Annotated in this window: 24 protein-coding genes; 3 read left to right on the top strand and 21 right to left on the bottom strand. The window is 65.7% G+C overall.

Annotation, left to right across the window (positions count from 1 at the left end; genetic code table 11):
- Complete coding sequence (locus tag HUN07_RS04395; RefSeq protein ID WP_174908172.1) at nt 1–966, bottom strand: quinone oxidoreductase family protein; 966 nt, start codon at nt 964–966, stop codon at nt 1–3.
- A gap of 108 nt (nt 967–1,074) precedes the next feature.
- Here HUN07_RS04395 and HUN07_RS04390 point away from each other — a divergent pair, with 108 nt between their 5' ends.
- From HUN07_RS04390 to HUN07_RS04380, 3 genes are all read left to right on the top strand, one after another.
- Nucleotides 1,075–1,650 carry a TetR/AcrR family transcriptional regulator gene (locus HUN07_RS04390; protein WP_114723616.1) on the top strand — a complete coding sequence of 192 codons (576 nt, stop codon included), beginning with the start codon at nt 1,075–1,077 and terminating at the stop codon, nt 1,648–1,650.
- A 35-nt stretch (nt 1,651–1,685) separates the two neighbouring features.
- The gene (locus HUN07_RS04385) at nt 1,686–2,786 is read left to right on the top strand and encodes an alpha/beta fold hydrolase (RefSeq protein WP_174908170.1); all 1,101 of its coding nucleotides are present in this window, start codon (nt 1,686–1,688) and stop codon (nt 2,784–2,786) included.
- A 98-nt stretch (nt 2,787–2,884) separates the two neighbouring features.
- Nucleotides 2,885–3,589, top strand: a complete 705-nt coding sequence (locus tag HUN07_RS04380) for a class I SAM-dependent methyltransferase (RefSeq protein ID WP_174908168.1) — start codon at nt 2,885–2,887, stop codon at nt 3,587–3,589.
- On the opposite strand, the gene HUN07_RS26605 is transcribed toward HUN07_RS04380, so the two are convergent.
- The 20 genes from HUN07_RS26605 to HUN07_RS04280 all read right to left on the bottom strand — a co-directional run bounded on the left by HUN07_RS26605 (nt 3,567) and on the right by HUN07_RS04280 (nt 16,863).
- A complete protein-coding gene (locus HUN07_RS26605; RefSeq protein WP_217487184.1) occupies nt 3,567–3,794 on the bottom strand; it encodes a transposase family protein in 228 nt (75 codons plus the stop codon). The two genes, HUN07_RS04380 and HUN07_RS26605, sit on opposite strands and share 23 nt — an antisense overlap.
- A gap of 381 nt (nt 3,795–4,175) precedes the next feature.
- Nucleotides 4,176–4,760: a hypothetical protein gene (locus tag HUN07_RS04370; RefSeq protein ID WP_174908166.1), complete on the bottom strand. Its 585-nt coding sequence runs from the start codon at nt 4,758–4,760 to the stop codon at nt 4,176–4,178.
- 277 nt (nt 4,761–5,037) lie between these two features.
- Entirely contained in the window at nt 5,038–5,478 is a 441-nt protein-coding gene (locus HUN07_RS04365; RefSeq protein WP_174908164.1) for a hypothetical protein, read from the bottom strand.
- Between the two features lie 26 nt (nt 5,479–5,504).
- Nucleotides 5,505–5,864, bottom strand: coding sequence for a phage tail fiber protein (locus HUN07_RS04360; RefSeq protein ID WP_217487183.1), 360 nt, complete (start codon nt 5,862–5,864; stop codon nt 5,505–5,507).
- A gap of 63 nt (nt 5,865–5,927) precedes the next feature.
- On the bottom strand, nt 5,928–6,263 hold the full coding sequence (locus tag HUN07_RS04355; protein ID WP_174908162.1) for an LtfC-like domain-containing protein: 336 nt from the start codon (nt 6,261–6,263) through the stop codon (nt 5,928–5,930).
- Entirely contained in the window at nt 6,260–6,652 is a 393-nt protein-coding gene (locus tag HUN07_RS04350; RefSeq protein ID WP_174908160.1) for a hypothetical protein, read from the bottom strand. The genes HUN07_RS04355 and HUN07_RS04350 overlap by 4 nt, the downstream gene beginning before the upstream one ends.
- A gap of 141 nt (nt 6,653–6,793) precedes the next feature.
- On the bottom strand, nt 6,794–8,218 hold the full coding sequence (locus tag HUN07_RS04345; protein ID WP_174908158.1) for a DUF7257 domain-containing protein: 1,425 nt from the start codon (nt 8,216–8,218) through the stop codon (nt 6,794–6,796).
- Between the two features lie 12 nt (nt 8,219–8,230).
- A complete protein-coding gene (locus HUN07_RS04340; RefSeq protein ID WP_174908156.1) occupies nt 8,231–9,586 on the bottom strand; it encodes a hypothetical protein in 1,356 nt (451 codons plus the stop codon).
- On the bottom strand, nt 9,583–9,903 hold the full coding sequence (locus HUN07_RS04335; RefSeq protein WP_174908154.1) for a hypothetical protein: 321 nt from the start codon (nt 9,901–9,903) through the stop codon (nt 9,583–9,585). Before HUN07_RS04335 ends, HUN07_RS04340 begins: the two co-directional genes overlap by 4 nt.
- 465 nt (nt 9,904–10,368) lie before the next feature.
- A complete protein-coding gene (locus HUN07_RS04330; RefSeq protein WP_174908152.1) occupies nt 10,369–10,800 on the bottom strand; it encodes a phage gene 29 protein family protein in 432 nt (143 codons plus the stop codon).
- Nucleotides 10,801–10,841: 41 nt separating this feature from the next.
- Nucleotides 10,842–12,530 (bottom strand): Gp37-like protein, encoded by a 1,689-nt coding sequence (locus tag HUN07_RS04325; protein ID WP_174908150.1) that lies wholly within the window; start codon nt 12,528–12,530, stop codon nt 10,842–10,844.
- Nucleotides 12,527–13,411 (bottom strand): phage tail protein, encoded by an 885-nt coding sequence (locus HUN07_RS04320; RefSeq protein WP_174908148.1) that lies wholly within the window; start codon nt 13,409–13,411, stop codon nt 12,527–12,529. The genes HUN07_RS04325 and HUN07_RS04320 overlap by 4 nt, the downstream gene beginning before the upstream one ends.
- Nucleotides 13,412–13,445: 34 nt before the next feature.
- Nucleotides 13,446–13,844 (bottom strand): hypothetical protein, encoded by a 399-nt coding sequence (locus HUN07_RS04315; RefSeq protein ID WP_174908146.1) that lies wholly within the window; start codon nt 13,842–13,844, stop codon nt 13,446–13,448.
- Between the two features lie 27 nt (nt 13,845–13,871).
- Nucleotides 13,872–14,261, bottom strand: a complete 390-nt coding sequence (locus tag HUN07_RS04310) for a hypothetical protein (protein ID WP_174908144.1) — start codon at nt 14,259–14,261, stop codon at nt 13,872–13,874.
- Nucleotides 14,258–14,575: a hypothetical protein gene (locus tag HUN07_RS04305; protein WP_174908142.1), complete on the bottom strand. Its 318-nt coding sequence runs from the start codon at nt 14,573–14,575 to the stop codon at nt 14,258–14,260. Before HUN07_RS04305 ends, HUN07_RS04310 begins: the two co-directional genes overlap by 4 nt.
- A gap of 167 nt (nt 14,576–14,742) precedes the next feature.
- Complete coding sequence (locus tag HUN07_RS04300) at nt 14,743–15,075, bottom strand: hypothetical protein (RefSeq protein ID WP_174908141.1); 333 nt, start codon at nt 15,073–15,075, stop codon at nt 14,743–14,745.
- A 30-nt stretch (nt 15,076–15,105) separates the two neighbouring features.
- On the bottom strand, nt 15,106–15,276 hold the full coding sequence (locus HUN07_RS04295; RefSeq protein WP_174908139.1) for a hypothetical protein: 171 nt from the start codon (nt 15,274–15,276) through the stop codon (nt 15,106–15,108).
- Between the two features lie 140 nt (nt 15,277–15,416).
- Nucleotides 15,417–16,079 carry a phage tail tube protein gene (locus HUN07_RS04290; RefSeq protein WP_174908138.1) on the bottom strand — a complete coding sequence of 221 codons (663 nt, stop codon included), beginning with the start codon at nt 16,077–16,079 and terminating at the stop codon, nt 15,417–15,419.
- 101 nt (nt 16,080–16,180) lie between these two features.
- On the bottom strand, nt 16,181–16,630 hold the full coding sequence (locus HUN07_RS04285) for a phage tail termination protein (protein WP_174908136.1): 450 nt from the start codon (nt 16,628–16,630) through the stop codon (nt 16,181–16,183).
- A complete protein-coding gene (locus HUN07_RS04280; RefSeq protein ID WP_174908134.1) occupies nt 16,630–16,863 on the bottom strand; it encodes a hypothetical protein in 234 nt (77 codons plus the stop codon). The genes HUN07_RS04285 and HUN07_RS04280 overlap by 1 nt, the downstream gene beginning before the upstream one ends.
- Nucleotides 16,864–17,025 lie beyond the last annotated feature (162 nt).

Genomic DNA, 17,025 nt, shown 5'->3' with positions numbered 1-17,025 from the left:
TCACGGCACGAGCACGATCGTTCCGCTGGTCGCTCGCTCGTCGATCCGGCGGTGGGCCGTGGCCACCGCATCGAGCGGCATCGTGGAATCGAAGACGGGCCGGACCGTGCCGCCGGCGACGCGATCGAGCGCGATCGAACGAAGCGCGGCGACGCGGTCGAGCCAGGCGGGCCCGGCGCAGGCGGTGACGGTGTACCCACCGGCATACAGATCCGCCGCTGCGATCCGGGGCGCCTCCCCGGAGAGCATCCCGTACGACAGCAACTGTCCGCGCAGCGGCGTGAGGGCGTCGAGCACACGCCGTGCGGTCGATCCCCCGATCGAGTCGAACGCCGCATCGATCGTGCGCCCACCGGCCGCCGCCGCGAGTGCGCCCGGTCGGTCCAGGTCGGCATGATCGAGCACGACATCTGCACCGAAGGATGCTGCACGGGTGCGGCTTTCATCGCTCCCCGCGGTTGCGACCACCAGCCCCGCCCGGCCTCGCAGCAGCTGCGTCAGGTACGCACCGATCCCGCTGCCCGCCGCCTCCACGAGCACCGTCGCATCACTCAGATCACCCGCCCGTTCCAGCAGTGCGAGCGCGACGGGGAGCCCGGTGAGCGCGACGGCCGCATCCACGGCCCCGATCGCGTCCGGCACCGCCACGCACTGCTCGACCGCGGCGCAGACGAACTCGGCGTGTGCGCCGATCCCCACACCACTCACCGCGACCCGGGTGCCGATCAGTTGCGGATCGACGCCGTCGCCCACCTCATCGACCAGCCCCACGGCCTGGGAGCCGAAGACCGTCGGCGGCGCGGCCGGCGACGGCACCAGCCCTGCCCGCATCTGCGTCTCCACCCACAACACCGGACTGGCCTCGGTGCGCACCCGCACCTGCCCACCGGCGGCATGCACATCGTCGCCGTCTCGCGCCGCCAGCGTGTCCGGCCCGCCCGCCTGTGACCACAGAACCCCACGCATCACATCACCCCTTAAATGGACCATCGGTTCAGTTAAAGCATGCGTCGATCTGGACCGGCGGTCAAGATATATTCGGTCACCCTCGTACAACGGCTTCCAGGAGATGTAATGCCCGACGCGCGACCGGAACGCGCCGACGCCGCCCGAAACCGGCGCGCGATTCTCGCCGCCGCGCAGCGTCTGTTCACCGAGCACGACCCGGACCGGGTGTCCGTCGACCAGATCGCCGCGGCCGCCGGTGTCGGGAAGGCGACGGTGTTCCACCGGTTCGGCAGTCGCAACGAACTGGTCCGCGCGGTCGTGTACGAACAGGCGAACGCGCTGCGCCAGGCGGTCCTCGACGCGCCACCGCCACTCGGTCCCGGAGCGCCCGCGGACGCGCGGCTCGTCGCATTCCTCGTCGCCTTCGCGCACCTGATCGTCGACCACCCCGCACTCACCGCCGCATACGACGCCTCCGATGCCGACGAACGCGCCGACGACCTGCACCGGTTCTGGTACGACCACCTGAGCGCGCTGATCACCGAGGTGCGGCCGGACATGGACCCGGACGGGACCGCCGTGCTGCTGCTCGCGATGGTCGCCGGGGCGGCGCGTCCGCTCGCCGCCGGCGGCGCCCGCGCCGGACGGATCGTCGACTCGGTCGAGGCGGTGGCCCGCTCGATCGTCGGCGACCGGGCATGATGGTTTGACGTAGGCATCACAGGCTGGAGGCCCACATGGGCCAACCGTCCTCGCGGGAGGCATTCGAGCCGCGCCGCCCGGTCCGCTTCTGCACGGCGCCGACCGGCACGCGGATCGCGTACACCTGCATGGGACGGGGAAAGGCGCTTCTGGTTCCCGCGGCGTGGATCAGCCATCTGGAACTGCTGTGGCAGGACCCGGCCTACCGAGCCTTCTTCACGCCGCTGGCGGCGGTCCGGACAGTGGTGCAGTACGACCGGCCCGGCTGCGGGCTGTCCGACCCCTCGCCGGGGACGCAGGGACTGGATGCCGATGTAGTGGTGCTTCGGACCCTTGCCGATCACCTGGACCTGGAGCGCTTCGATCTGCTGGGCATCTCCCTGGGCGCACCGGTGTCGGTCTCCTTCGCGGCGCAGTTCCCACAGCGGGTCGGCAGGCTGATCCTGTACGGCGGTTACGCCGACGGCTCGCAGATCGCGACGCCGGAGGTCCGGACCGCCATGCTGGGGATGATCCGGGCGCACTGGGGGTTGGGGTCGGAGCTGCTGGCCGACGTCTTCCTCCCGGACGGCAGTGCCGCGACCAAGGCGCTCTTCGCCCGGCTGCAGCGGGAGGCGGCGTCGCCCGACCTCGCCGTCGATCTGCTCGCGCAATGCTACGAAATCGACGTCGATGATCTGCTCGCCCGGGTCGCCGCCCCGACCCTGGTGGTGCACCGGCGCGGAGACCGTGCAATCCCCTACCGCGCGGGCCGCGAGGTGGCCGCGCACATCCCCGGCGCCCGGCTGCTCTCGCTGCCCGGCACCAGCCATTTCCCGTTCGTGGGCGACTCCTCCGCCATCGTCCGAGCGATCCTGGAATTCCTGGGGAGCAGCCCCGCCCCGCCGTCGGCGGAGCGGCCGGGCCCGCCGTCGGGCGAGCTGACCGCGCGGCAGCTGCAGGTGGCGGCGCTGGTCGCCGAGGGCATGACAAACCGGCAGATCGCCCAGCGGCTGGGTATCGAGGAGCGCTCCGCCGAGGGGCACGTCGAGCGGATCCGTCTGCGGCTCGGCGTGACGTCCCGCGCGCAGGTTGCCGCCTGGTGGGGCCGACGCATCTCTGCCGGTTCGGGAACCGACGTCGAGGTACCGGATTGAGGTATCGGCAGGGGTGATTCCCGCCTATCCACCGCTGCGCCCCTCCGGGAGGCTCGTAGTCACATCGATGACCGCGAACCCCGAAAGGAGCGCCAGCGATGGACACCAGCCACGATGTGCTGTCCTTCGAGCCGAAGGAGCCTGCGCCGACACCGGAGACGTTTCGGCCCCACCCGCTCCGCGGGCCGTTCAACGCGCTGTTCTTCACCGCGCTCGACCGGTACCTGGATCACTTGCTTCGGCCACACAAACGATCCCTCTTCGACAACCTTCCCCCCACGGTCGTCGAGCTCGGGCCCGGTGTGGGGGCCAACCTGCGCTACCTCCGCCCCGGCACCCGGCTGATCGCCGTCGAGCCGAATCCGGCCATGCACGATCGTCTGCGGGCGCGAGCCGCCCGCGCCCGGATCGATCTCGAACTGCACAACACCGGCGCCGAACGGCTCGATCTGCCCGACGAGTCGGTGGACGCGGTGATATCCAGCCTTCTGCTCTGCACCGTGTCCGACCCCGTCGCCGTCCTCACCGAGGTCCACCGCGTCCTGCGCCCCGGCGGACGCTACGCATTCCTGGAACACGTCGCCGCTCCGGACGGCACAGCGCTCCGCCGCCTGCAGAGGGCCACGCGCCGGCCGTGGAGTTGGACCTTCGAGGGCTGCTCCTGCGAGCGGGACCTGCGGGCAGACGTCGAGGCCGCCGGATTCGCCGGGACGACCGTCGAGGCCTACCGGCTGCGCTCACCCTTCCTGCAGGTCAACACCCAGATCGCCGGCGTCGCCGTCAAGGCGCCTCCCCGCAGCTGACGCCGGGATGTGAATCCGAGCTTGTGCAGGGCGTTGCGTAAGTGAACGCGTTGACGGTGTCCCAACCCAACCCGAGAGCGCGGGCGACCGCGGACACCGGCATTTTGCCGATCGCCAACCGCTGGAGAATCCAGCGGGCACACCGCCTGGTCGTCGACGCTTTCGGTGCGGCGACCCGGTCGAGGGACTGCCGGAAGATCGTCACCTCGCAGGCTTGGTCCTCGCAGGTGAACCGGTGGCAGACGCACCTGCAGGCGGGTCGGGTGCCCGACCACAGGCAGGTCCGTCAAAACTCGCACGACGTGGTCCCGCAGCTGCCCTGTCCGTCCGCACACCGGGCACGTCGGATCCATCTCGACAGGCCGACATTCGATGTGGGTGAGTTTCTCGCCGATCGCGACGCCGGTGATGGTCACCCCGAGTTCGACGGTTCGGCAGATGGTGTCGGCGACAAGGCACGTAGGCTCAGGCATGGGTCCACGGAACTCGTCGGTGAGCTTGCCGTTCTCGTCCATCCGGTAGTGGTGTACGCGCGAGTCGGTCTCTTCGGTACGCGTCAGGACCCGCTTGCCTTGGCTGTCCGGGCTTACCTGCCATCGCTGCGGGCCGTCCTTACCCGAGATGTCCCGCCAGCCGTAGCCTTCGCTATCGACCTGACCGGTGAATGTGCTGACGAGCCCCCCTCCTCGTTTCGGGTGGTCTCTGAGAATGTCTTGTTGCCGTAGTTGTCGACATGAACGTTGTCGTACAGACCGCTCTGGTTCGCGACACCTACATCGGTGCCCACCCGGTTCCCGTCTTCGTCGTACGAAGCGGTATAGGTATTGTTGTAGTCGCTGGACATCCCGAACTCGTGGCTGGCCTGGCCCGTAGTCGATGTCCCGGGATCGAAGTGCTGGCCGTAGACCTCGGAGTCCTGCGTGTCCTTGCTGGCGTAGGAGGAGGTGCCGGTGGAGTCGTCGTTCCACCGCTGCCACCCGCCATCTCCGTTGTCGACTACACGCGAATTGGTCGTGCTGCCATCAGGATTCGTGATTTCCTGATCGACAGTCTGATTGCCGTTTCCTTTCGGGATGGTGTTCTTGACGGTTCGCCCGTCGGGCAACGTTGTAGTCCACGTATCGCCCTCCTGGCGGCCATTGGTGTCGGGCAGACCGTAGATATCTGACACGGCTCGTCGCCTCCTCAAAGATTTCAGGCGCGTCGCGACCGGACTCGAAATGCTGCAAGCTACGCGGCACCCGGATGGGTAGCGGCGGCGAGCAATTCGGCGTGCGCGCGCAGAGAGTTGTCGACCGGTCTGTGACAAGTCGAGAAGAGACATGTGCCGCGCTCAACCAAAGGTTGAGCGCGGCACATGTAGAACACGATCCCCGATATCGGGAATGGCTTTACACCATTAGATGTGGTGCCGCCCGAGTGCGCGGTGTGCGGGAATGAGCACCGAGTTACGGTTTGATCGCGACGGCCGAAAGCTCGCCGGTGGCGGTGGCGACCGCGTTGGCGGTACGGGCCGTCACCGCGGCGCCGAAGCCCGCGGCCAGGACAACCTGGCCGCCGGACCCGACAGCGACACCAGCCGTAGCCGATCCTTCACTGCCGAGCGAAATAGTCTCCCGCAGTATGGGTTTCGTAGCGAAGGTCAAAGACCCGAGCCCGGTCGCCTCGGCGGCGAGCTTGGCCGAGGGCTTGAAGGTCACGGCTGGGGTGGCGGTTCCGCCGAACGCGGCGTAGACGAATGCCGGGATGACCGGGACCTGCGCACCGTCGACCCGGCTGACCGGCGACCCCGGCAGTGCCACCACCATCGTCGGTGGCGCCGCGACCGCGGTGAGCACTGTCGGTTGCGTGGGCAGTGCGGCCACGATCGCCTGTGCTGGTGCTGGCATAGCAGCCTCCAAATCGAAGAGGTGAATCAGCTCACGGCGAAGGTCGGGGTGATCAGCAGGGTGCCCTGGGCGCTCAGCTTCATCTCGGTGATCGCGACCTTGTCGATGAACGTGCCTGCGGTGGCGGCGCTCCACAGACCGGCGTGGGTGTAGGTGCCGGCGGGCAGGTTCACGGTGACCTGGCTGCCGGTCATCTGGCCGTTGGCCGGCGCACCCCAGGTGGTGGCCACACGGGCATAGGCCGGCGCACCACCCGAGGCTTCAGCGAGGCCGGTGGGGCCCGGGTCGCTGGTATGGACCGAAACATACATAGTGGTCGGAGTGGTCCCCGTATTGGCGTAGGCGGTGCACAGAGCGTTCTTGGTTGACGTAACAGCGATAGCCATGATGTTCTCCTTGAGAAATGTTTCTTTGCAATGAATTGCGCCGTTGTCGAGCGGCGAAAGAGGTCAGTTGCGGATGACGGAGCCGACGTACCAGGCGTAGGTGGTGGCCGGGGTGGTCGTGTAGGTGACCAACATCGTGTAGCGCGAGTTGGTGGGGATCGGATCGGACGTGGCTGCGGGTACGGTCCAGCTGGCCGCGGTCGGGGTGACGGTGGCGGGCCAGGTACCCAGCGATGCGCCGCCGGGCGCGATGAGCACGATGGAAACCGTTGTTCCGGCGGGGAATACGGCCCCATCGGAGGGCTGAATGGTCTGCACGAAGCCGGCGCCGGTGGTGAGTTTGAGTGGTTCGATCTTCGGCTGGTAGCCGAGGTATCCGGGATCGATCGGTGATGTCATGTGATTCCTTCGCTGTGTTCGACCTCGTCCATGAGTTCTCTGGACAGGTTCAGTTCCGGGATGCGGCCGTGCTGGGCCGCTTCGATTACGCCGCGCAGTACGGCGAGCGCCTCGCGGAAAAGGCCGGTGACACGGTCCAATTCCTGCATGGACGCCGCCTGCGCGGCCTCTACCCCGTCGAGCCGCAGGGAGACGACCCGCAGTTCTTCCGACACACGGGACAGGGTCGCCAAGGCGATATCGTTGACCTGTTTGGCAGCGGACACTTCGTGGCGAATATTTTGTGCCGGTTGCGCTTTCCGGGCCCGAAGCCAGGAGTAGAAGCTGGTGGCGCCGGAGCCGCCCAGAAAGGTGGCGGCGCTGATCAGCGTGGTTTCGAGAAGAGGCATCAGGTCCCTTCGGACCTGGGCACGGTCGGCTGGTGATGACTCTGCGCCATTGTGGACTCCAGGGGGTTAGTAGGGTCGCCAACGGGAGAGGGCTCGACCAAGTCGGCCCTGCGAAGGCATCGGGGTTGAGTTGGGCACCGGCTAGGCGCGGTTGATCAGGGCCCCGTCGAAATAGGTGTTGGAGCCGACGAGATTGTTGTTGAGATTGGAGCTGTAGCCAGGAGCGACGACTGCCCCCGCGGGCAGGTAGACGACGAACGTCGCCTCGACGCTCGAGGCGTACCCGTAGTAATCGGTCGTGTATATCGGGTTGCCGTCACCGTCGACGCCGCTTTGGGTGGTCTCGATCCGAAGCTGAACGGTCTTGGGCCCGGCGCGCAACTGCTGCCAGGTCGCGCCGGAGCTCGGGGCCCACCAGAGGTCGGCCCCGATCTCGGTGGTCAGCGCCTTGGCGTAGGTCAGGCCGAGGCTCATCCGGTACCAGCCTGAGACCGGCACCTGAACTTGTCCAAGCCCCAGGGCGGAGACCGTCACTGCCGAGCTATTCCGAACGGTGTCGAAGGTACCTGCCGCGACGGCACGGGACCCCGCTGGCTGGAGCGCGTTCGTGGAACTGATGCGGGCCAGCGCCCAGCCGATACCGGTGACCGGCCGGGACGCGAGATCGCTAGCCGTCAACGCGGCGACGGCGAAGGAGAAATACCCGAACAAGCCCGACCAGTAGTACTGGCTGTCGAATCCGAAAGACCGGTTCCCCACCCCGACGGGTGAGCTCTTGGCACTGTCGTTGTAAGCCAAGACAGCGACCCCGTTGATCAGCACCTGGTAGTTCGCTCCGACCGCGCTCAGGGTGACGGTATCGCCGGTTCGGACGGTAACCGCCGCGGTGCCCCATCGGATGTAGTTCAGCCCGGTTGTGCGGGTGCCTCGTCCGAGCCGCACTTCATTGGCAAGTACGTCGGCGAAGACGAAGGTGGCCAAGTCGGGCGCGGCACGAATGAAGAGCGAGGTGGCGACTGTGCCGGCTTGATTCGCGCGGCCCATGACCGCCGAGACCGCTTGGTCGTCGGTTCGCAGCACCATCTTCGACAGTGCGACGACGTTGCCGGTGCCCTTGTCACCTTGCTGGTTCAGTTGAACCTGACCGCTGACAATGGTCAGGTCTGCAACTTGACCGAATTTATAGGTGGTGTAGCCGGATCCGAGCGCCGTGCGCTCGAAGTCATCAGAAAACGTGGTGCCACTGAGCTGTTCGCCAGGCGGCGGCGGTTTCAGTGCCTCGATAGTGGCTTTGTTGGCATCGGCAACCACCTGCGCACTGGCGGCGGTGGACTTGGCCTCGGAGGACCGCGTTTGCGCCGTTGTGGTGGCGGATTGGGATTTGTCGGTGATCGCCTTCCAGTTGCCGCCGATGGCGGTCACGCCCGCGAACGAGCCGATGACACCGGAAACCATCGACTCGCGGGCACCCTCCCAGGTCAGCTTCTGGAGGTTGCCGATGTTGTTCGAGGCCGCCGCGTCGCCGACGTACGCGCCGGCGGGGACCGATTTGTCAGGTGAGGTCACAGTCAGGCTCCATCAGTAGCTCAGCAAGGCGCCATCGAAATAGGTTGCCGTGCCGACGAACCCGTTGTTGGCACTGAGGTAGTAGCCCGGCGCCACCACCGATCCCTGCTGCAGAAAGACGGTGAATGAGCTGCCGACGCTTTTGGACAATGTGTCGTTGGCCGTGCGAGCGCCGACCCGCGACAACGACCAGGTTCCGTCGGGCGCCGCCGCGGTCCACAGTCCGACCCGCGCTCCGGTGGTAGGCGAAGACAGCGCATACGCGGTCGTGATCGCGTACCAGCCCGATTTCTCGATCTGCACCTGGCCGCGTCCGAGATCGGGTACGGCGATGTTTTTGTTGGGGCCGATGGAATCGAAAGTGTCTGCCGCCAAGCGTGCTTCACCGGCCGGCTGGGCGACAGCGGTGGGGCTGAGGCGGTACAGCGACCACCCGGTGCCGACAATCGGCGGCGAGGAGAGATCGGCCGCGGCGAGTGCGTTGATCGCGAACGAGAAGAATCCGAACAGCCCGGTCCAGTAGTACTGGCAGCCGAAGCCGAAGGACCGGTTGTTCGCTCCGATCGGAGATTCGGGGGGTACGTCGGTAGCCCTATCCGTGTGACCGGTGACGAGAACGCCGTTCACCAGGACCTTGTAGTTGCGACCCACGGCTTCAACCGTGACGGTATCGCCGGTATTGACCGCGGTCGATACCGGGGGCTTCCAATTGTTGTACACGGTGGTGTTGCCACTGCGCGTGCCCCGGCCGATAAAGACCTTGTCTCGATAGACATGGACGTACACGAAAGTCGACAGGTCCGTCGCGGAACGGACAACGATCCGGGCAGCGGCGCTGTAGGCCTCCTGAATCCGGCCGACCACCACGGACACGCGCTGATCATCGGTACCCGTCACGGTTTTGGACAGGGCGACAACATCGCCGGTGTTCTTGTCACCGACGCGATTGAGTTGCACCTGGCCGTCGATGACCACCAGATCCGCCACCGGGCCGGTCTTGAATGTGGTGTAGTCCAGACCCAACTCAGCGCGGCTGAATGCGTCGGAAAACGCTGTACCGCCCGTGGTTTGGCCGGACTGATTGGCGACCAGCTCCGCCAGGTCCACGGCGTTCTGGGCCGTGGTATTCTCCACGGCCACAGCCGACGCCTGCGCCTGGGAGGCGCCGGACTGCGCGGCGGTGGCAGTGTTCAACGCCAGCTTAGTCACCGAGTTCAGATTCGAGCCGATCGCTTCCACACCGGCGAACGACGCTGTGACGCTGGACAGGATCTGCGCCCGGGCCGAGTCCCAGGTCACCTTCTGCAGGTTGCGAATCGAGCCGCCGGTATACGCGCCCGACGGTACCCACCCGTCCGGGCTGGTCATCGGGCACCGCCCGTCGAAAGGTGTCCCGCCACCGCATGGTCGGAGTCCGAGACTCCGACCGCGTCGGTGAACGATTCCACCAGCTCGGCCGCAGCGTCCGCAGCGGCCTCCAGTACCGGCTCGTTCTTGACGATCCACACGTTGACGGTGCGCAGCACTTCGAGTGCGGTGAGCAGTGCAACGCCCACGCCGACCGCGGAAGCCGGCGCGTACTGCAGCAATGCCACCGCAACGGTGAGCACGCTGATGATGCCGCCGATCAGCGACACCACCGCTTTCGCGTTGCGAGCGACGAAAGCTCCAACGTTCTGAGCCATGAGCAACTCCTAGGAAGACAATTGCGCCGGAAGGCGCGAGAAATGAATTGGAGGCGGCCCTGATCCGCGACAACAGCGATCCCCGAAACGTTCGCTCCGCCGGGTTTCCACTGGTCCACAGCCAGTTTCGTGGATTACCTGGCCTGAAGGTTGTCTGAGCCGATGCACCATCCACCTGTTCCCGGGTCTGGTTGGTCTGCAGGTCGGCGTTCGCCGTCGAGGTGTTCTGCGCGGAGGTCGCCGTGGATTGTGCACCCGCCGCGCCGACTCGAGCCGTATTGGCCGTATTCAGAGCGCGGTTGGTCGCCGAATTGAGATTCGAACCGATCGCTTCCACCCCGACGAAAGACGCGCTGACACTGGACAGGGCCGATGCCCGCGCCGAGTCCGAGCTGACCTTCTTCAAGTTCCGGATCGAGCCGCCGGTTTACGCACCCGGGGGAATTGATTCATCCGGGCTTGTCCTCAGCTGCCGTCCGGGAGTTCGTCGGCAGAACCGACTTTCGCGGTGTTCAGGTCGAGATCACGCGGGTCCACCAGGTGCTTGAGTTCACCGGATTCCCTGAGCTGCTCTACCAGGTGAGCCCTTTCGTCCGGCGTCAGCTCGGTGACATCCGGTGCCGAACTCTCCGGCGGACGCGGCGCGCCCTTCTCCGCCCACTGGCCGGCGCCGTTGAGCCAATGCGACAGACCGCGCGCGGGCGGGTGGTATTCCTTGGTCTGCTCGCTGGCGTAGTGGCGAAATCCTAGGTCCCACAGGTGTTTCGACCACTGCCGTAGCACGTCGGGGTGCACGAGAAGTGGTGAGTTCTGGGGGCCGGGCAGGCCGACCAGCGCCCACACGAAGGCCTCGCTGGGATCGTCGGGGTTGCACTGCTCGAGGTAAGGGATGGACATGTTCTCTCCGGAGGGTTTCGATAGGGATTCGGCGGGCGGAACTACATCTGGACAGCCAGTGCGTGGATGTCGTCGACAATGTCGGCGACCACGCGCATGGACTTGGCGAAGGGCATATCGTGGTCACGTTCCGAGCCGACGGTGACCTGCCAGGCCGGGCTCGCGGTCCGCGACCAAGCCAGTTCGAGTTCGGTGACCTGGTCGACGTACACCGAGCCTTCGGGCATGCCCTTGACGGTGGAACCGACACGATCGCCGAGGAAGAAGTGCCCCTGACCCTGGTCGCCGATCAGATACGGTTCGCCGTTGGCGACGATGAACTTGTGGGTGAAGTGCTGACGGGTCTTCCACATCCCCTCACCCAGGGTCAGCAACGAGCCGAGGGTGTAGGCCCGGTCGGCACTGTTTTCGAAGTGCTCCCAGTAGTGCGACCAGCCCGCGTCGCTGACGCGCTGTCCCGATTTGTGTTTCTGCCAGGCCAGCAGCGTGTCCGACAACAGTGACGTCGCGATCGTGTTGGCGACCGCCGTGGCGGCGTTCACCACACCACCGGCGATGGAACCACCGAACGGAATCTCACCGAGGGCGCCGGCGACCAGCATGCCGACTACCTGGATCGCCGAGGAGATCGCCTCGTTCACGCCGGGCATCGAGTGACCGCCGGTGAGAACCTGCACCGCCGACGAGGGGTTGACGATGAACTGTGAGGTCTGGATGCCAGTGTTGTCGTTCTGCCGGTAGACCACCCACGGATTGGACGGGAGCGTGCCCATCCAGCCCCGACTGTCCGGGTTCCTGTACAGCTCAGGCACATTCGGATCCTTCAGCTCATCCGGGCTGTAGTCGAGCATGGTGTTGTCGAGCACCTGCTTGGTGCGCTTGAGCCCATCCCACATGTTGCCGCCGGTGCTGGTACCGGTCCAAAAGCCGGACTTGTCGACGATGTCGACAACCAGGCAGCCGTGCCGGACCTTCGCGCCCTCCCACGGTGGCGGATCACCCTGCAACCAGCGCCGCGTGACGACCGCCAGCTGCGCCGTTTCCAATGTGCCCGCCGAGGCTTCGTGGAAGTTCTGGAAGCGAGAGCTGAAGATCGTCCACATCGACGTATCAGATCGGAACTCACCAGGTTTCACCACGACACCCCACGTGGACTGATCAAGGCTGCCCCACTGACTGGGGTCCATCGGATCGTCGGGCAACGTCCACAGCCCGCCTTGCAGGCGGAGCAGATTCAGATGCAACGCAGTCTTGAGCACCCAGACGCTGGGCCCCGCGAGCAGGAACTGCCGCGGGAACTGAACCGCTTCCGGCAGAAACGGATTCGACCAACAGTAGATGTGCTTGAGATCCTGGTACGAGTGCATGAACAGCAGCTCGACGGTGGTGACACCGTGGCCGTCGGTCTTGATGACAGCCTTCTCCAGCCGCCCGTCCCAGCGCGCGCCGTCCTTGTCGACGGTGATGTGCACGTTCTTCTTGGTGCGGCCATTGATATCGACCGCCCACTTCGCCAAGTAGTAGTCGTAGGGCAGCACCAGCAGACCGGTGCCGGCCTGGTTCAGAATCCAGCGGAAATCAGCGCTGATCTCCGCGCCGCACACACCGCGCAGGTTCCAGTCGCCATCCCACAGGCGGATCAGAGGCCGCGAGAACCGCTGCTGCTTGCGAACCGTCTTGGCCGATTGCGCATCCGCGTAGATCGCGGGGAGGTCCAGCACCGAAGTCACTGCAGCCCCCACGGTCGCGACCAGTTGCGCGGCTGCACCACCAGCACCGACGCGCCGGTCGGCGCACCACTCACCTTGACCGGTACCGCGGTGGCCGGCGTGTACGGGGGCACCGGATAGAGGAAGCTGACGCCGTTCATCAGCGCCCAGATCTGGGAGCCGTCCTTGGCGACGATCATCTCTTCCATCGGGTCGGTGTCGACCGTCAGATCCTTGCCCGCGGCGGTCAGCGGCAAGGTGATCGTCCGCGCGCCGTCGCCATCGACCGCCCCCCACGAGAAGTCCGGCAGTGTCCACTGACCCGGCGCCGAACACACCCACTTGAGCCACATCGGCTGATCGGTCGGGTTGGCGATGGTGATCGTGCCGGACTGGCTCTTGTTCGTGCCGGTGGTATCGATCGTGGAGGTCCAGGATCCGGTCACATCGGACTCGACCCACCACGGATTGCCCGCTGTACAGGTCATGACGACCTTGCCGATCGACTTCAGATGCGGATCCTTGTCCGGCTTGAAGTCTGGTTGCTCCGACATCCGCAGTTTCAGCGTTCGCGTGCCGAAATCGGTCGTGATCGTCAACGTCGCGTCGCGGTCGTAGGCCCAGGCCTTGCGCCACGCGGAATCCACCGCTTCCCACGAACTACCCGCGGTCTGAAAGACATTGACCGCGAAAACGACATCGCGCTTGTTCGTCCGGTAACCACCGAACGAGGAACCGGCCTGAAACGCCGACTGATTCCAAATCGTCGTCACCGGCGCGTCGTACAACCCGGTCGGCGACGTAGCCAGCTCTACACCCTCACGACCACTCCCCTGACCGGCGATGGTCCATCGTGAACCATCGACTCCGGTCACCGTGATCATCGCAGCATTGGACGCCACAGATTCACCTCAATCCATATCATTACGGCGGCGACTAATGAGACAATTCCCATTGCGCCGCGAGAATTTTCAATCGTCCGATGATGTCTTCGTTGCTCGACATCGAGATGTTCACCGTCGCAGGCTGCCCACCGGGGGCCGGCTGGGCCGGGCCGCTACCGCCGCCGGATCCACCGCCCGGCGAACGTGCCGCCAGCATCTTCTGCAAGAAGGACGGATCGGCGTTCAATGCCTGCAGGAACGGGCGGTTTGCCGCGGTCGATCGGGCGTTCATCACGAATTCGCCGTCGGAAAGGTAGGCCGGAATCTTGTCGCCGATCGACGATCCCGGCCCCTTGATATCGCCGCCGGAGGCGTAAGCGGGCACATTTCCGCTCTGTCGCAAGAAGCTCTGCAGCCTGCTGCTCGCGTCACTATTTTCGTTCATAGTCATATCGATTCGTTTGCCATCGTCTGCGCGTCAGCTCACGAAGACCGACACGAACAGTCCACTGCCGATGGCCTGCCCCGTGCCGTTCTGGTGCATTCGCACGTCCAGCACATCGCCGGAGCGTAGTACCGGTGGCGCGGTGAGCGGAATGGTGACGGGGATTTCCGCGGCCAGATTCAGGCCGGCGGTCAGCGTGAGGCTCGCAAAGGTCTGCAGCACAGCGCCATCGCGGAGCTGGCGGACAGAGATGGTGGCGTTGCTGGTCGCGGCGCCGGTGACAGTGGCAAACCCCGGCGGTGCGACGAGCTGGACGTCGGTGACGGTGTCGCCGCTGTAGAAGGCCGGGGAATAGACCCCGGCCAGGGTTGTGGTGTCGGCCGCGCCGGCGGCTTGGGCCGGCAGCGTTGCGGAATAGATCATTCGTCCTCCCAGGTGGATCCGGTGAACTGGTCGATGAGGCCTTGCATCGACTCGTCTCGTTGTGCGTCGCGGACGATGTCCACCGCGGTGACCGGTCGGGGCATCGGCGTCATCCGGGGCGGATCGCCACCGGCGGCGGCGATCACCGCGGCCTGCACGCCCTGGAGCGCGTCGATGATCGACAGCAGCAGATAGCTGTCGATGGTGTATCCCTCCGGAGTCGGGCCGGCGGGTTCGGTCTTCTCTTCGTACAGGTCGAGATCGGCCTCGGCTTGTTCGGCGGCGAGCATCTGCTCGGCCAGCTCGCGATCCATCGCCAGCGCCGAGCGATATTGTGAACCGTGCGGCAGTCTGTCCTTGAGGGACCAGATCGTGCGCCAATCACGGTTGCGAATGGTGTGGGGCCCGAAGCATTCCCGGATGTCGATGCCGCGCTCGAGTAAGTCGTAGTCGAGCGCGGCACCGAAACGTTCCCAGAACTCTACGAGCCCTGCGATCCCCCCGGCAGCTCCGAGGAGCCCTGGCCGAAGAGGTGGGCGTAGAGGTCCTTCTGGAAGGCGAACCACTCGTCGAGCGGCCGATCGGCGAACAGTTCTTCGACGGCTTCGTACTGGTCACCCAGCACGATGACCATCTGTTCGTCATCGCTGGCGGTCCGGCGCAAGGCCAGGACCTGGCTGCGGGTGACCGGTGCGATCGCGATGTCGTCGGTCAGGCGGTAGGGCGCGCGTCGGCGCGGGGCGAGCTCTTGCTGCAGCTCGTAGAAACGACCGCCGACCTCGGCCTGGTCGGCCGCTTCGGGTGTGGATGCCATGATGCTATTTCTCCGGGTGGTGTTGTGCTACTAGGACTTCGAAGCGCGGCCGCGGGCCGGCTTGTCGACGGCTTCGACCTCGGCCTTCTCGGCGTGGCCGAGCTTGAAGACCGCGGTGACGTACTCGGTCGCGTTGGCAACGATGTAGTCGTCGACGCCGTCGGTCATGGTGACGGGGTACTCGGTGGGGATGGCGGACACGGTGGACCCGCTTTCTTCTCCGGCAAGAATGGATAAGGAATGTGTGGGGCGTGCCATGACCGGAGACACATGACACGCCCCACGCCCAAGTCCGTGGACCTGGGAGATCGAGAAACCGTCAGGAGACGGTTGGGGGTGCTTTACGCAGCGTTCGGGATGTTGGTCTGGGTCAGGATCTTCTTCCAGCCCGCGCCGCCGAAGCCATGGGCGATGGCGTAGCCGGCGGTGTCGTCCTTGAAGGCGACCATGGTCAACTTCTGGGCGAGGACCTCGGTGGGGTTCCACTGCTCGCCGCCGTACTTGCTGACCGCGACCTTCGGCAGCACCTTGTAGACGTAGATCGGGTTGGCGTCGTTGCCGTCCTTGCCGATGATGATCGCCGAGTAGTAGGTGATCTCTTCCGAGGCCGGCTGGGCGAAGAACACTTCACCGGAGGCGGCATTGGCCTTGATCGCCGACAGCGCGGTGCCAGTGGCCAGGTTCAGCGTCAGCGCGGTCGTCTGCTGCGGCTGGAACTCGATGGTGGTGATATCGCTGGTGACGTCGTTGCGCACCGGCTGCAGTTCACCGTAGGACTCGATCGGCGCGGCGGTGATGCCACGAGCGAAGGCCACACCGGTCTTCTTGTCGATCAGGCCGACAGGCTGGTAGGCCGGCGGCAGCGTCTGCAGGACGCCGGAGGCGTCGGTCAGCGCGGACGGCGCCGGGGTGTAGTGCGGTGCGATGAAAACGGCCGCGTCGAGCGGCTTGAGCAGCAGCGACCGCTGCGCGTTCTTCAGCGCGGTGAGGTTGGTGGCAGGCATGTGTCTCCAATCGAGCGCCCGCGAATGCAGGCATGGTTAACAGGAATCGGCACCGAGTGGCGCCGGTGAAAGCCCCGTCAAGGACGGGATTCACCCACCGCCTACTGGCGGCGAGCTTCGATCGAGAACGCAACCTCGACCATCTGGTTGAGCGGGTCGAGGTCGGGCACCTCGGTGAGACCGCGGCCACGACGCAAGATCGGCGGATGGAACTTCGGTTCCTCGGCCGCGATCTCCTCGGTATAGTCGACGAGCACACCGTTGACCCGGTTGGCCGGGGCATCGAGCATCGCCGTTCGGATCTGCACCGAAAGCTGCTGCGCCTGAGCGCGAGTGGTGCCGAAGGCCACCACGCTAACCTTCGCCTTGTAGGTGATCGCGTTGATGTCGAGCGTTCCCCCGGTGGTCCGCACCCAGATCAAGGGCAGCTTGGACTGCAGGTCTGCCGAGGTGGCGGGCAAGGTGGTGACGGTGGTCGCGGTCGGGGTGAACAGGTCGACCATGAACTGCTCGAAGTCGGGGAACTCCCCCGGTGCGGGATAGGTCGGCATTACGCTGCTTCCGGTGCCAGGCCGACTGTCACCTCGGCGCCGAGAGCGCCCTCGGGCGCACCCTCGGGGGTCTCCGGCGGCGGAATGGCCGCGGCCACTGTCATCGCGACGCCCTGGGCGAGGTCGGACAGCACATTGACATCGGCCTTCAACATCGCGAGTCGCGCGACCACGGCCTGCACTTCGGTCTGGATACGTTCGGCGAGACCGCTGGGATCATCGGAACTGGGCACGAGATTCTCCAAATGTTGGGTTCACGGGTAGTCCGTGGAAACGAATAGTTCGGATTCGGTCCGGCGGCATCGACTGCACTACTGGACCCAGCGGGGCTTCCACAAACCCCGTTCTGACACTTCGGGTTACAGACCGAGCAGCGGCAGCAACAGCGGAAGCAC

Origin of the sequence: Rhodococcus sp. W8901, assembly GCF_013348805.1 — a bacterium.
In the GTDB taxonomy this organism is placed as follows: domain Bacteria; phylum Actinomycetota; class Actinomycetes; order Mycobacteriales; family Mycobacteriaceae; genus Prescottella.
The sequence above is the reverse complement of the archived record's forward strand: the minus strand, read 5'-3'. Positions and strand labels throughout refer to the sequence as shown.

Coding starts and splice junctions, on each gene's coding strand:
- HUN07_RS04355 (WP_174908162.1), bottom strand. CDS start 6,263: ATGACATCACCGATCGATCCCGGATACCTCGGCTACCAGCCGAAGATC.
- HUN07_RS04330 (WP_174908152.1), bottom strand. CDS start 10,800: ATGTCCATCCCTTACCTCGAGCAGTGCAACCCCGACGATCCCAGCGAG.
- HUN07_RS04385 (WP_174908170.1), top strand. CDS start 1,686: ATGGGCCAACCGTCCTCGCGGGAGGCATTCGAGCCGCGCCGCCCGGTC.
- HUN07_RS04305 (WP_174908142.1), bottom strand. CDS start 14,575: ATGGATCGCGAGCTGGCCGAGCAGATGCTCGCCGCCGAACAAGCCGAG.
- HUN07_RS04290 (WP_174908138.1), bottom strand. CDS start 16,079: ATGCCTGCCACCAACCTCACCGCGCTGAAGAACGCGCAGCGGTCGCTG.
- HUN07_RS04300 (WP_174908141.1), bottom strand. CDS start 15,075: ATGGCATCCACACCCGAAGCGGCCGACCAGGCCGAGGTCGGCGGTCGT.
- HUN07_RS04380 (WP_174908168.1), top strand. CDS start 2,885: ATGGACACCAGCCACGATGTGCTGTCCTTCGAGCCGAAGGAGCCTGCG.
- HUN07_RS04360 (WP_217487183.1), bottom strand. CDS start 5,864: ATGGCTATCGCTGTTACGTCAACCAAGAACGCTCTGTGCACCGCCTAC.
- HUN07_RS04335 (WP_174908154.1), bottom strand. CDS start 9,903: ATGGCTCAGAACGTTGGAGCTTTCGTCGCTCGCAACGCGAAAGCGGTG.
- HUN07_RS04390 (WP_114723616.1), top strand. CDS start 1,075: ATGCCCGACGCGCGACCGGAACGCGCCGACGCCGCCCGAAACCGGCGC.
- HUN07_RS04340 (WP_174908156.1), bottom strand. CDS start 9,586: ATGACCAGCCCGGACGGGTGGGTACCGTCGGGCGCGTATACCGGCGGC.
- HUN07_RS04365 (WP_174908164.1), bottom strand. CDS start 5,478: ATGCCAGCACCAGCACAGGCGATCGTGGCCGCACTGCCCACGCAACCG.
- HUN07_RS04350 (WP_174908160.1), bottom strand. CDS start 6,652: ATGCCTCTTCTCGAAACCACGCTGATCAGCGCCGCCACCTTTCTGGGC.
- HUN07_RS04310 (WP_174908144.1), bottom strand. CDS start 14,261: ATGATCTATTCCGCAACGCTGCCGGCCCAAGCCGCCGGCGCGGCCGAC.
- HUN07_RS04285 (WP_174908136.1), bottom strand. CDS start 16,630: ATGCCGACCTATCCCGCACCGGGGGAGTTCCCCGACTTCGAGCAGTTC.
- HUN07_RS04395 (WP_174908172.1), bottom strand. CDS start 966: ATGCGTGGGGTTCTGTGGTCACAGGCGGGCGGGCCGGACACGCTGGCG.
- HUN07_RS04315 (WP_174908146.1), bottom strand. CDS start 13,844: ATGACTATGAACGAAAATAGTGACGCGAGCAGCAGGCTGCAGAGCTTC.